The sequence below is a fragment of the Nostoc sp. ChiQUE01b genome, from assembly GCF_034531255.1.
In the GTDB taxonomy this organism is placed as follows: domain Bacteria; phylum Cyanobacteriota; class Cyanobacteriia; order Cyanobacteriales; family Nostocaceae; genus Nostoc.
On the sequence record NZ_JAVRBM010000064.1, the window covers coordinates 1 to 13,763 of the forward strand.

9 protein-coding genes are annotated in these 13,763 nt (G+C 43.0%); 4 read left to right on the forward strand and 5 right to left on the reverse strand.

From position 1 onward, the window contains the following. Positions 1–211, forward strand: a 211-nt coding sequence (locus tag RMY63_RS30265; RefSeq protein ID WP_322732257.1) for a hypothetical protein, incomplete at its 5' end; no start/stop codon positions are given. Positions 212–329: 118 nt separating this feature from the next. Here the strand turns inward: RMY63_RS30265 and RMY63_RS30270 are convergent. Next, positions 330–2,705, reverse strand: coding sequence for a penicillin-binding protein 1A (locus RMY63_RS30270; RefSeq protein ID WP_322732258.1), 2,376 nt, complete (start codon positions 2,703–2,705; stop codon positions 330–332). 253 nt (positions 2,706–2,958) lie between these two features. On the opposite strand from RMY63_RS30270, the gene folK reads away from it, so the two are divergent. From folK to RMY63_RS30285, 3 genes are all read left to right on the forward strand, one after another. After that, complete coding sequence (gene folK, locus RMY63_RS30275; protein ID WP_322732259.1) at positions 2,959–3,474, forward strand: 2-amino-4-hydroxy-6-hydroxymethyldihydropteridine diphosphokinase; 516 nt, start codon at positions 2,959–2,961, stop codon at positions 3,472–3,474. Positions 3,475–3,542: 68 nt separating this feature from the next. Then, positions 3,543–4,091, forward strand: coding sequence for an NUDIX hydrolase (locus RMY63_RS30280; protein WP_322732260.1), 549 nt, complete (start codon positions 3,543–3,545; stop codon positions 4,089–4,091). A gap of 7 nt (positions 4,092–4,098) precedes the next feature. Then, the gene (locus RMY63_RS30285) at positions 4,099–4,386 is read left to right on the forward strand and encodes an ADP-ribosylglycohydrolase family protein (RefSeq protein WP_322732261.1); all 288 of its coding nucleotides are present in this window, start codon (positions 4,099–4,101) and stop codon (positions 4,384–4,386) included. Here RMY63_RS30285 and RMY63_RS30290 read toward each other — a convergent pair. From RMY63_RS30290 to RMY63_RS30305, 4 genes are all read right to left on the reverse strand, one after another. Further along, positions 4,375–5,004, reverse strand: coding sequence for a Uma2 family endonuclease (locus RMY63_RS30290; RefSeq protein WP_322732262.1), 630 nt, complete (start codon positions 5,002–5,004; stop codon positions 4,375–4,377). The two genes, RMY63_RS30285 and RMY63_RS30290, sit on opposite strands and share 12 nt — an antisense overlap. A 106-nt stretch (positions 5,005–5,110) precedes the next feature. Then, positions 5,111–6,838, reverse strand: coding sequence for a ShlB/FhaC/HecB family hemolysin secretion/activation protein (locus RMY63_RS30295; protein ID WP_322732263.1), 1,728 nt, complete (start codon positions 6,836–6,838; stop codon positions 5,111–5,113). 522 nt (positions 6,839–7,360) lie between these two features. Beyond that, positions 7,361–7,726, reverse strand: a complete 366-nt coding sequence (locus tag RMY63_RS30300; protein WP_322732264.1) for a hypothetical protein — start codon at positions 7,724–7,726, stop codon at positions 7,361–7,363. 465 nt (positions 7,727–8,191) lie between these two features. After that, positions 8,192–13,732 carry a filamentous hemagglutinin N-terminal domain-containing protein gene (locus RMY63_RS30305; RefSeq protein ID WP_322732265.1) on the reverse strand — a complete coding sequence of 1,847 codons (5,541 nt, stop codon included), beginning with the start codon at positions 13,730–13,732 and terminating at the stop codon, positions 8,192–8,194. Positions 13,733–13,763: the final 31 nt, after the last annotated feature.

Genomic DNA, 13,763 nt, shown 5'->3' on the forward strand with positions numbered 1-13,763 from the left:
GTCTGCTCATATTTCTTCTTTAACTATCTTTATCATTTTTTTAGTGAAATGGTATAAGAGCCTGCTCTTAGGGGCTGGGGGTGGGGTAATGGGGACTTTTGCAAGAGACTCCATGAGCCAATACGGTTCAGTTAAGGAAATTTATCCGTTGAGGCAGGCAGGGGGAGCAGGGGATGCAGGGGAAGCAGGGGGAGAAAAAAAGCTTATCTGAACCGTATTGCTCCATGAGCGGCGCTCACAAGGAACAATGAAAATACTTCTTTCCCAGTCCCCAGTCCCCAGTCCCCAGTCCCTATTTTCAAGCTAGGTCTAATGCCCACTTCTCATTACTATTGAGAAGGTCTAAGTCTATCCCGCCAAGATGGTTGTGACGATGAAGAACCAGAAGAACCGGAACTATTTGCGGAAGGCAACTCTCGCCGAGTTCTTCGAGGTCGAGGAGAATCAGATTCTACTCTTCTAGAGCGTCGCCGTGGAGTAGATGATTCGGAGGAGGAGTTACTAGACCTTGATTCGCTGCGATCGCGCCTTCTCCGTCTTGGGGTATAATCGCTCGATTGCTGTTCTTCTTGAGAATAGCTTCTCCTTCTTCTACGTCTTTGAGATGAACCACTCTCCTCAGAATTTCTCGCACTTTCCCCCTCTGAGTCATCATCTTTAGAGGCAATAGAACGATTCAGCACTTGTTTGGGCTTGATAGACTGGGCTTTGATAGTGCCTTTGCGACCGTCTAACTTGGGTCGTTTGGGAAACTTTTCTACAGGCATCCCCTCTACCGCTTTTTCCATAAATTCGTGCCAAGTGTAAGCGGCACTACTACTACTGCCATAAGTGGGGCGGTTGTCATCGTTACCTAGCCATACCCCTGTCACCATCTGAGGAATGTAGCCAATAAACCATAAATCGCGGGCTTCGTCGGAGGTGCCGGTTTTGCCGGCAACTGGTCTATTATCTAATTGGGCAGCGCCACCAGTTCCCGCTTGGACGACGTTGCGTAGCATCCAAGTCATGATGGCGGCACTGTCAGCGTCAAGGGCGCGTTTTGACTTGAAATTAGCTGACCAGATGACTTTGCCTTGGCGGTTGAGAATGCGGGTAATACCATGAGGTTCTGCGTGCAATCCCTGAGTCGCAAAACTGCCATAAGCGCTGGTCAACTCTAGCAGATTGACTTCATTTGAACCAAGAGCCAAGGAGTAAGTAGGCTTGAGTTCAGATGTTATCCCCATATCATGGGCAAGTTTAATCGTTGGGGTAAATCCTACATCAATCAACACCTTGACCGCAACAATATTAACAGAGCGGGTGAGGGCATCTCGGATGTTCATTGAACCCCGGAAGTTTTCACTATAGTTTTTCGGTTCATAGCCGTCTACGACAAAGGGTGCATCTTCGTAGCTATCGTAAGGGCTTTTACCGGTAGCGATCGCAGTTGCATATACAAACCCTTTAAATGTCGATCCTGGCTGCCGTTGTGCCTGGGTAACTCGATTAAACTGATTTTTACCAAAGTCTTTTCCCCCAACCATTGCCTTAATTTCACCGTTTCGGGGGTCTATGGCCACCATTGCAGCTTGCTTAAAGTTTTCCCAGCGTCCTTGATTTCGCAATGTTTTCGCAACTGCCTCTTCTGCCACTTTCTGCCAACTTGGGTTAAGCGTGGTTTCTACTACTAGACCTCCACTTTTGAGCACATTAGGAGAGACATACTTGGGCAATTCTTTTTGGATGTAGCTGGTAAAGTAGGGTGATTCTACTTGGACTCGCTTGGGTGAACTGCTTTTGAGGGTTAATGGCTCCTGAACGGCTGCTTGCCTTTGCTCTGGTGTAATTACTTTATCTTCCTGCATCCGTAGTAATACTAAGTCACGCCGCCGTTTTGCCGCTTCGGGATTTTTATCTGGGGCGTATAAGCTAGGAGCAGGAGCTAATCCAGCAATCGTTGCCATTTGGGCGAGGGAAAGTTGATCTGGCGACTTACTAAAGTATACCCAGGCGGCATCTGCCACACCATAAGCTCCAGATCCCAAATAAACCAGATTTAGGTAACGCTCTAAAATCTGATCTTTGGTTAATTCTTGCTCCATTTTTTGGGCTAGGCGGACTTCCTTGAGTTTGCGCCAGATTGTCTGCTCTTGTTTCAAAAACAGAATCCGGGCTAGTTGTTGGGTGATGGTGCTACCACCTTCTACCACACCTTGCGATCGCAAATTATTCAAACCCGCTCTGACAATCCCTTGCGCATCGACTCCGTTGTGTTGCTTAAATCTTCGATCTTCTGAGGCGATGAAAGCTTTTTTTAAATTATCTGGTATTTGTTCTAGCTTTAGCTGTTCTCTGGTCGCTTCACCTTGTTGTTGTAATATGCTGCCATCAGCAGCTTTAATGGTCAGTGTTTGCTCTCGAAACACAGCATTCAACTCGGACTTATCTGGCAAAGTCCGATCTATTAAACTGATGCCGTAGATCGAGGCAAGTATCCCACCACCAACACCCAAACCCGCCCAAAACCAGATGCGGCGATAGAGTGGTCTAGCGCCAGTTGCCCGATTGACCCTCATCCTAGATGGTAAAATTTTCATTTTGCTCAGTAACTGCCTCGTCTGCGCCAGATGTGCTGGTGGTAAGCTCTCATTCGTTCCTCCTTGTCCAGAGTCACTCAAATTAGTTGGTCTTCGCTTGAACCAGGAGGTAAGCTTCCCCACGTCAGTTCCTCGCTCAAAGTAGTAAGCAATTGTATAACCACAATTAATCAACTTTGGGGTTATAGCACTACCATTGTGTTTAGTATAATATCCTATAAATAATTAACTGAATTCACTATAAGATAATGTTTTTTAAATTTGGTTAATTTAGTTTTGTAAAAAAGCTTTAATTTTGATAACTACTGCGAATATAAAAGCTATTGACAAATATCCCCAAAGACAGCCCGAAAACGGCTTATTTCAGGAAAGTATAATGTCTACACCAGGCTACGACGAAGCAGAGTTAAGACGAAGCGCCGTTGCTCTTGGTAGTAATATCGGCGATTCCCAAACAATTTTAGAAGCAGCTATCGAGACTTTAGCCCAAACACCAGGTATTGTTTTAGAAACTAGATCCCATTGGTATCAAACCAAAGCTGTCGGGCCACCACAGCCAGATTACCTCAATGGCTGCGTCACATTGCAGGTAGAAATACTCCCCCAGCAGTTATTAGAAATTTTGTTAGGAATTGAACAACAATTTGGGCGCGTGCGTCAGGAACGCTGGGGGCCACGAACCCTAGATTTAGATTTGTTATTATATGATGACATTATTTTGGATACACCAAATCTCCAGATTCCACATCCACGAATGCGGGATCGGGCCTTTGTGTTAGTCCCCCTGGCAGAAATTGCCCCAGATTGGATAGAACCAGTTTCCGGCTGTGTTATTAAAGAGCTGCTGAAAGAGGTAGACTGTTCTGATGTACATTTATGGATGGACAATTAAAAACACCATCCTTAAAAGCAGAAGAACACTGATTTTTGCTCTGTATTCACAGATAATCAGATTTTACTATGCCATTAGGTAGAGAATTACCACAACTGCTGAGACAACGCCTGTTTCATAAAGGACGCAAGTTTGATTTTGAAGTTAATCGCTTGCGTTTGCCGAATAAATCGGAAGGAGAATGGGAATGTATTCGTCACCCTGGTGGTGCCTTAGCTGTACCAGTGACAGCAGAAGGTAAACTTATACTGGTGCGCCAGTACCGTTTTGCAATTCAGGGACGGATATTAGAATTTCCGGCGGGAACAGTGGAAGCAAGTGAAGAGCCTTTAGAAACAATACAGCGTGAAATTGCTGAAGAAACTGGCTACAGTGCCCAAAAATGGGATAAGTTAGGCGAATTTTTCCTAGCTCCTGGCTATTCTGATGAAATTATCTATGCTTTTCTGGCGCGAGATTTAGAAAAGCTGGAGACACCACCACCACAAGATGGAGATGAAGATATCGAAACTGTATTTATGACTCCTGAAGAACTAGAAAAAGCTATTCTGGAGGGAGAACCGGTAGACGCTAAATCAGTTTCTAGCTTTTTTCTGGCGCGTCCGTTTTTAGCTTAATACCCTGATGCTGCTAGAGTTAGCGATTGCAGATGCCTACGGTGTAGGTTTTAAATATGCTGACGAAACGATCGCTAACAATGATTTGAGTCGATACGTTGAACATCCGCGTTTTCGACTCAATCCTGGTAGCTATACTGATGACACCCAGATGAGTATTGCCATTGCGGAAGTGATTATCGCTCAAGCACCGTGGACGCGAGAAGTTTTAGCCGATAGTTTTGTTAAAGCTTTTAAACGCGATGAGAGAGAAGGTTATGCTCGAAGATTCTACCATTTTCTGTTACAGAGCTAAATCAAAAACCTGTTGCGCGGTTAGGTTAAGTTTGGGAAAGGTGGGGGAGGTAATCACATCACTACCCCTGAATAGTTTTTTTATATATTCTCCATCAACTAGTTCGCACACGAAAAGAGCAGGTTGTTTGGGGTTCCCAATAAAATCACGTCCCCCTAACCCAGCATAATCTACAATCCAGTATTCGGGGATACCCATCTCCTCATAGTCCCCAAATTTGTCGTAGTAATCGTCACGCCAATTGCTGCTCACAACTTCTACTATTAATTTGACGGAAGTTGAATTTTGAATAACTGATTCACTTTCCCAACGTGTTTCAGTATCAATAGTTTCTTGGTTCAGAACAATGATATCCGGTTCGTAACCTGACTGATGGCGATTAGGTTTAACTATCGATTCTCTAGGAATAAACCAAATATCGCCTTTAGCTGTCTCTCTAATAGTTATAAGTAGTTTTTCAATCAGGGAACCTGTTAATTTGGAATGTTTGCCTCTAGGCTTAGGCATTTCAACAATTACCCCATTATGTAATTCGTAGCGCAGTTGTGAGGTTTCTGGATACCATTCGATAAATTCATCGAAAGTAAATGTTTTTGGTTCGGCTTGTATTTGGTTCATCAAGTTTAGTAGTAATCCTTGCTTTGAGGGATGAATCGCTCACTATAAACTAGGATTTTATTTTATGTTGAATTATGCCTACCTACTCAATTTAGAAATCTCGCTTTCAAAACGGCTGATAGCGCACTGAAAAATTAAAGCCATTCTCTTGCAGCGAATTACCGCGATCGCTTGTGCCAATTAATGGTATACCATAGTCTGCACGCAATACTAAACCGTTAAAAGGTTGCCAGTTCAAGCCTAATCCCAAGCTGGCAATGGTTTGCGGGTCGGCATTAATACCGCGATTATTCCAAGCTGTACCGATGTCAAAAAATGGAATTAGCTGTATAATTTCCACTTTTGAGGCCAGGGGAATCCGAACTTCCATACCTCCAACTACCCCATTGTCAGCCACAATTTGATTTTGATCGTAACCGCGCACTGTATCAACTCCCCCAATGCTAATTTTTTCCAATGAAAGTAAGGAATCAGGAGTAAGTTGAGTATTAACTTTGGCTAGCATCAAGATGCGGGGAGATAGTCGTTGTACCCATTGAAATTGTCCCACCCAAGAGAAAAAGCGCCCATCGGTACCACTATCGTTAACGGTTGCGTCAATTGCATCAATCCCAAAACTAAATTGCGATCGCGCTGCTAAAACACTGTTAGCATTACGTTGTAACCAATCTTGAGAAAAGCGGATTACCGTAACTCTTGATTCCCCATCTTCGGGCCCTTCGGTAAAGGAGAAGGGGATATCATTGAGGATGTAAGTTTGACTGCGCCGTAAATCGAATGCTAAACCGAGAGCAAATTCTCTGTTTGGCGTGTGGATTAGCGGTTGACGGACATTAAAAGAAAGAGTTTCGGCTTCACTGCGAATATTTAAGTCACGAAATTCGCTTTCAATAATGCGGCTAGCGCTGTTGCTGTAGCGGACACCGATGGTTCCATCTAAGGCGTTAAAGGGAATAGAATAATTGATATCGTAAATGTCTAAACCTTCGCTACCAGCATATTCAGCACTAAATTTATCCCCAAATCCTAATAAATTATCATGAGCAAGAAAAACACTCCCTTGTTCTGAGCCTACGCTAGTTGATTGGTTATTTGCAAAGGCAACTCCAAGGTGAAAGGGTGGTGATTCGGTAATTGTCACCTGTAAAATATTATTTCCGGGAGTGCTACCTGCGGTTAACTCAGCATTAACTCGTTGAATCACCGGGTCAAGTTGTAATAATTGTAGCGCTTGTTCGAGGCTTTTTTGATTTAAAGGCTTACCTGCAAGCCGTTCAATCCGGGAACGCACATATCCGGGCTGCAATCTTTGTAACCCTAAAATGGAAATTCCTTCGAGTTCGCCTTCCACAACTTGGATTTGCACGACACCGCTAGCGACATTTTGATTGTTGGAAATAAATGCACCACTGGTGATATAGCCATTATCAACATAAAGTTTAGTGATTTGCGATCGCAGTTGCAATAACTGCTCAAATGTGATGTTTGTATTTTCTAACGGCTGTTTTAACTTGATGATTTCATCTTCTAAAACAGAATAACCTGTGACATGAATTTCTTTGACAAAAAACTTTTCACCACTAGGAAAAGCTGTATCGGGTAGATTTTCCTGTAGGGGTGATGGAAGTATAGGAACAGTTGGTGTCGGTGATGGTTGGGGTAGAGTTGGTGTCGGTGATGGTTGGGGTAAAGTTTCTTCAACTTTCCCTGGTGTATTGGGGGGAATTGTGACTCCTGATGGGGGTGTCGATTGTGCAAATACTGCAAGTGGAGTGATGTTGATGCAGGTAAATAATATGAAAAAAAGTTTTTGAAACCGAAAGTATGAACCCATTGTTGATATATGATATGTAAAATTTTTAAAAGAATTTTTGCGAATCACATCGGGTATAGCAATCCGATTTGATTCGGTGAATTACTCGTAGGGACTGGGGACTGGGGACTAGTACCGCAAGGCGGAAGTCAAAAGTCAAAAGTCAAAAGTCAAAAGTATTATGGAATGGACTTTTTAGGGATTTTAAATGGTTGCTCTATTTACGCCGTGGTGTACTAGGAAGAAGGAATAAAGGTGTACTGAGTTTTTTTCACACAATCAAATATGAGTCCTATATCTGAGAGAATAAAATACCCAGATATCCGACTTCTGCTTAATAATTAATCAAGCAGATATGATGTCATATCATGTCCAGATTAATAATTAATCAAGCAGACATGATGTTAGTAGATTTTCTAGAATTGTGTTTCTCAGATGAAGTCTGAAACATGATATTATTATTTAATTAAAATACCATAATAGTTTTCTTGATGATTTACATTTTTATGCAATCATCAAGAAATGATTTGGAAATCTCTAAGATTATTGATGGTCGCCTCCATGACCATAGAAAGTTATTCCATAGGTGCTGCAAAGATCGGCATGACGCATGACATCATAAGTGCCATCACTATAAATGGCTTTGACATCATAAGTACAATGATTACTATTATTGTCAAAGCTAATGGTGTCAGATGAACCATTAACAATATCTGAATTGAGAATATTACTACCCCAATATTTCGATACTGTTGATGATACATACAATTGAGTAATTTCTAATTCGTTATTGTTGTATACAAAGAAATCTCGATTATCTGCAAGAGCATTTTGGCTGGTTAATGGTACTATTGGTAATGTCAAAGCTGTTGCTAAAAGTGTGTTGCGGAATAGTTTGGAAAACATCATAAACCTCTCAATCTGAGTGAATAAAAATTACGAAATTTTCATCAGCAACGGTTAATAAATTTATGCTTGTTGTCTGTTTCGACTCATTAACCGTTTCTTTAATACTCAGATTAAGGGAGATGACTAGGTAATTCATTCACCATTTATGCATATATAGTTGCATGAATTGGATGGTGCGATCGCATGATGGTGCATCCCATTTTGCAGAAAACTGTGTATGCGATTTTTCCGATATGTGCAATATTTATCGAACAGAATTCAGGAGTCAGGAGTCAGAATTCAGAATGAATTCTGTACGACTGGTAGATGAATAATCGGCGTTTTTGCGCCCCCACCAAATTTTCAATTTGGTGGTGCAACAATTCAGTCGCGGGTCTGAATCCCAGACTGATAAAGCAGCGTTAGCGAGTACTCGAGCGTCGCGTCTTGATTCTGACTCCTGAATTCTGACTTCTGAATTCTTCTTCAATTTGAACAACTTCGACTCAAAATTAATTGTCCATTGGGTAATCGATACAATCCTTGTGGTTCAATTATTGGGTCGCCTTTTTTCCAAGGACGTGGTGTTGGTTCAACACTACGTACATCACCAGTTGTATAGGCAGAAGTTAACACATCTCCTGGAGTATAGCGTAAAGCACCAGAACCTGTAATGGTAAAAGAGTTTTCTTGTCGCTTGGTGGCGCGTGAAATGCAGCTATTGGCAATGAGTGCATTAGTATCGATAACGTTTGGTGATAATCCGGTGAAGCTATTTTGAATAGAACTGTTATCGGGTGTATTGATATTTGTTACACCAGAAACGCCTAATTCCGAACTGGCGGTAATATCACTTTTTTCGGTTAGTTTTGGACGCGATTCGATACCGAAAATACCTTGCGAGTTGATTTGGATGTTTCCACCTGTTCCTGTAAAGGCATTAGCGCTGATATCGCTGTTTTCTTTGGGAACTGCAACGATAAATTTTGAGTTGATATTAATATTACCGCCATTGCCACCTAATTTTTCTGTACCTGCGTTGGTGGAAATTTGAGCGCCATGACGGAGTAAGAGGAAGTCGCTGTTGGCGTTGATATTACCACCGTTACCAGATGCAGATTCGGCGTTGAGTTTACCTTGATTGTCTAAGGTAATTTTGGGTGAGTTGATTTCGATGTCGCCTGTGATTCCTGAACCTTTGGAATTGACAAACAAGCCACTGTTAGCATCGATATTTAGTACGTTATCAGGAAATTTAGTAATGCGATCGCTGTAACTAGGATCAATACCACTAATTATTACTTTATCAGTAGCGTTGACAGTTATTTTACCTGCACGTCCATTGCTTGAGGTAGTACTGGTGAGTTGTCCGCCGTTGAGTGCTTCAAAGACATTTGCATTTACCGTAATATCGCCACCCTTTTGATTATTTGTAGTGCGTGCATCCAGTAAAGCGCCGTCTGATACGTGAAAGATATTGGTGTTTACATTAATATCGCCACCTTTGCCTTGAGAATTAGAATCAGTAAATGTGAATAAAGCACTAGATAATCCTGTCTCTTGATTGGTTCCAGAAACAGTTACTGTATCTTTTGCATTGATGCGAACATTCCCCGCATTTCCCTGTCCAAAAGTTGAGGCAACAAGTAGAGCGCCATCAGTGAGTGACAGTGTTGCTGCATTAATGTCGATATTGCCTCCTTTACCTACGCCTCCTGCTTCTACGGTGCTTAAAATGTAACCATTTGCAAGGTCAACAGCATTTTTTGCACCCACTGTCACATTCCCCGCATTCCCCTGTCCCAAAGTTGAGGCAACAAGTCGAGCGCCATCACTTAGAGAGAAGTCACCAGAATCGATAAAAATGTTACCCCCATTCCCAACTGTTCCTGTATTCACCAAGCTGAAAATCGCACTAGGAAAACCGTTTTTCTGCCCAACAATATTAACAGCACCTGTTACTTTAACATTGACATTGCCTGCATTTCCCTGCCCTGCTGGTTGGGTAGCAGATGCTTCACGAGTAGCAGTTAGCAGTTGAGCGCCATCAGTGAGTGACAGTGTTGCTGCATTGATGTCGATATTGCCTCCTTTACCTACGCCTCCTGCTTCCACGGTGCTGAAAATGTTACTATTTACAAGGTCAACAGCATTTTTTGCACGTACCGTTACATTTCCTGCATTTCCCTGTCCATAAGTTGAGGCAGAAAGTCGAGCGCCATCACTTAGAGAGAAGTCACTAGAATCGATAAAAATGTTACCCCCATTCCCAACTGTTCCTGTGTTTACAAAGCTGAAAATCGCACTAGGAAAACCGTTTTTCTGTCCAGCAATATCAACAGTACCTGTTACTTTAACATTGACATTGCCAGCATTTCCCTGCCCTGCTGGTTGGGTAGCAGATGCTTCACGAGTAGCAGTTAGCAGTTGAGCGCCATCAGTGAGTGACAGTGTTGCTGCATTGATGTCGATATTGCCTCCTTTACCTACGCCTCCTGCTTCCACCGTGCTGAAAATGTTACTATTTGCAAGGTCAACAGCATTTTTTGCACCTACCGTTACATTCCCCGCATTTCCCACTCCTGAAGTTGAGGCATTAAGTAGAGCGCCATCACTTAGAGAGAAGTCACCAGAATCAATGGTAATGTTACCGCCATTCCCAACCGTTCCTGTATTCACCAAGCTGAAAATCGCACTAGGAAAACCGTTTTTCTGCCCAACAATATTAACAGCACCTGTTACTTTAACATTGACATTGCCTGCATTTCCCTGCCCTGCTGGTTGGGTAGCAGATGCTTCACGAGTAGCAGTTAGCAGTTGAGCGCCATCAGTGAGTGACAGTGTTGCTGCATTGATGTCGATATTGCCTCCTTTACCTACGCCTCCTGCTTCCACCGTGCTGAAAATGTTACTATTTGCAAGGTCAACAGCATTTTTTGCACCTACCGTTACATTCCCTGCATTTCCCACTCCTAAAGTTGAGGCAGAAAGTTGAGCGCCATCACTTAGAGAGAAGTCACCAGAATCGATAAAAATGTTACCCCCATTCCCAACTCCTCCTGTGAGCAGAGTACTGCGGATAGCACTGTTTGATCCCACAACTTCTGCTTTTCCTGTGGTATTGAGGGTAATATTTCCTGCCTGACTCTTAGGTGAATCTAAACCTTGTCCAGCAGTGCTAGCGACCAGTCGAGCGCCATCACTTAGAGAGAACGAGCCACTTGAGATGTTTATATTTCCCCCATTACCTCTTGCTCCCGTTTCTACATCGGTGAAAATTGCACTAGCACTTCCGTCTTTTGTTCCAGAGATTGTCAACGCACCAGTTAGATTAATATCAACACTTCCCCCATTTCCTTGTCCAGAAGTTGAGGCAATAAGTTTAGCGCCATCACTGAGGAAGAACGAGCCACTTGAGATGTTTATATTTCCCCCATTACCTCTTGCTCCCGTTTCTACATCGGTGAAAATTGCACTAGCACTTCCACCTTTTCTTCCAGAGATAGTCACCGCACCAGTAACATTAATATCCACATTTCCGCCATTTCCTTGTCCAGCTAACTCGTCAGTATCTGCTTTAAGAATTCCACTTTGCAGTTGAGCGCCATCAGTGAGAGAGAGGGAACTTCCTCTGATGTTGATACCTCCACTGTTTCCCACACCTCCAGATTCTACGTTATTGAAAATGGTACTACTTGCAAGAGAAACAGCATCTTTTGCAATCACTGTCACATTCCCTGCATTTCCCTGTCCATAAGTTGAAGCAGAAATTTCAGCGCCATCTCTTAATAAGAATGAGCCAGAATTGATAAAAACGTTACCACCATTACCAATTCCTTCTGAAAGCAAAGTACTGCGGATAGCACTGTCTGCTCCCGCAACTTCTACTTTTCCTGTAGTATTGAGGGTAATATTTCCTCCCTGACTCTTAGGTGAATCTAAACCTTGTCCACTAGTGCTAGCAACCAGTTTAGCGCCATCAGTGAGTGACAGTGTTGCTGCATTGATGTCGATATTGCCTCCTTTACCTACGCCTCCTGCTTCCACGGTGCTGAAAATGTAAGCATTTGCAAGGGAAATAGCATTTTTTGCACCCACTGTCACATTCCCTGCATTCCCCACTCCTAAAGTTGAGGCATTAAGTAGAGCGCCATCACTTAGAGAGAAGTCACCAGAATCAATGGTAATGTTACCGCCATTCCCAACCGTTCCTGTATTCACCAAGCTGAAAATCGCACTAGGAAAACCGTTTTTCTGCCCAACAATATTAACAGCACCTGTTACTTTAACATTGACATTGCCTGCATTTCCCTGCCCTGCTGGTTGGGTAGCAGATGCTTCACGAGTAGCAGTTAGCAGTTGAGCGCCATCAGTGAGTGACAGTGTTGCTGCATTGATGTCGATATTGCCTCCTTTACCTACGCCTCCTGCTTCTACAGTGCTGAAAATGTTACTATTTACAAGCGAAACAGCATCTTTTGCACCCACTGTCACATTCCCTGCATTCCCCTGTCCATAAGTTGAGGTATTAAGTTGAGCGCCATCACTTAGAGAGAATGAGCCACTTGAGATGTCTATATTTCCCCCATTACCTCTTGCTCCCGTTTCTACATCGGTGAAAATTGCACTAGCACTTCCGTCTTTTGTTCCAGAGATTGTCAACGCACCAGTTAGATTAATATTGATACTTCCCCCATTTCCTCGTCCAGCTACCTCGTCAGTGTCTGCTCCACGGATTCCACTTTGCAGTTGAGCACCATCAGTGAGGGAGAGGGAACTACCTCTGATGTTGATACCTCCACTGTTGCCTACACCTCCTGTTTCCACATTATTGTAGATGTCGCCACCCACAAGGGAAACAGCATTTTTTGCAATCACTGTCACATTCCCTGCATTCCCTTGTCCATAAGTTGAGGCATTAAGTAGAGCACCATCTCCTAATGAGAACGAGCCAGAATCGATGGTAATGTTACCTCCATTGCCTTTTGAATCTTCACGCACAAGATTGCGAATCCTACTCTCAGAGTCAGCAACTTTGATGTCCCCGGTAGCATTAAGCGTAATATCTCCCGCAGTCGCCTCTGGTTGACCCAAACCTTTAGCGATACCAGCAGAAAGCTGACTTCCTCCCAAAATATTTATGTTGCGGGCATTAATCGCAATATCACCGCCACCAGCAGCTTCTACAGACACACGCGCTTCATTGGTAAGTGATACCGAAGCACGAGTCACATTAAGAGGAAATTTCAAGCTGAGATTATCCCGATTAAAAAGAAGATTGACATTTCCAGGTGCTGCTAACCCCCCTAATTCAACTCTCCCGCCATAAGCATTTAAGTCGCCGCCATCCATGCTGACATTACCGCCCACTAGCAGCAAACTTTTACCATCAGGTACTCGTAAACCAGATGCATTAAAACCTGCTGGGTCTGTTCCGGCTCGTGCAATTGAGTTATTTTGAATCACTGCACCTTGATTAATCTGATTAAAGAACAACGCCGAAGGATTTACCGTCAACAATGGTGGTGCTTGAGGATTGGTGGCACTGAAAATACCTTGATTCCCAAATTGCACTCCATTGGCTGTTGTCCCAACAAAACTCCCCTGCACATCTAACCGCGCATTCTGCCCAAATAAAATTCCATTGGGATTAATCAAAAACAAATTTGCTGCACCATCAACTCCCAATGTCCCGAAAATATTTGATGCATTTCTACCTGTTACCCGCGTCAATATATTTTCTATTCCAGTGGGGTTAGCAAAATAGACTCGTTGCCCATTTTCGATATTAAACTCGCTGAAACTATGAAAAAGATTGCTGCCGCGTATTGCACCACCATCAATTTTGTCGCCCAGTATGCCATTAATTATCAAATTTTGATTGAGTCGAGAAGCTTCTGCACCCAGAGTATTATCGGGTGTGATTTGTGCCTGGGCTGGCGAAGCTTGGCTGAATGCAGTGGATATTAGGCATAAACAAAGAAGACTTTTAATACTGGCTTTTTGAGGATGATGTGCTTGATTCATAAATAATTTACCTTGGATAAATTCAAATAAA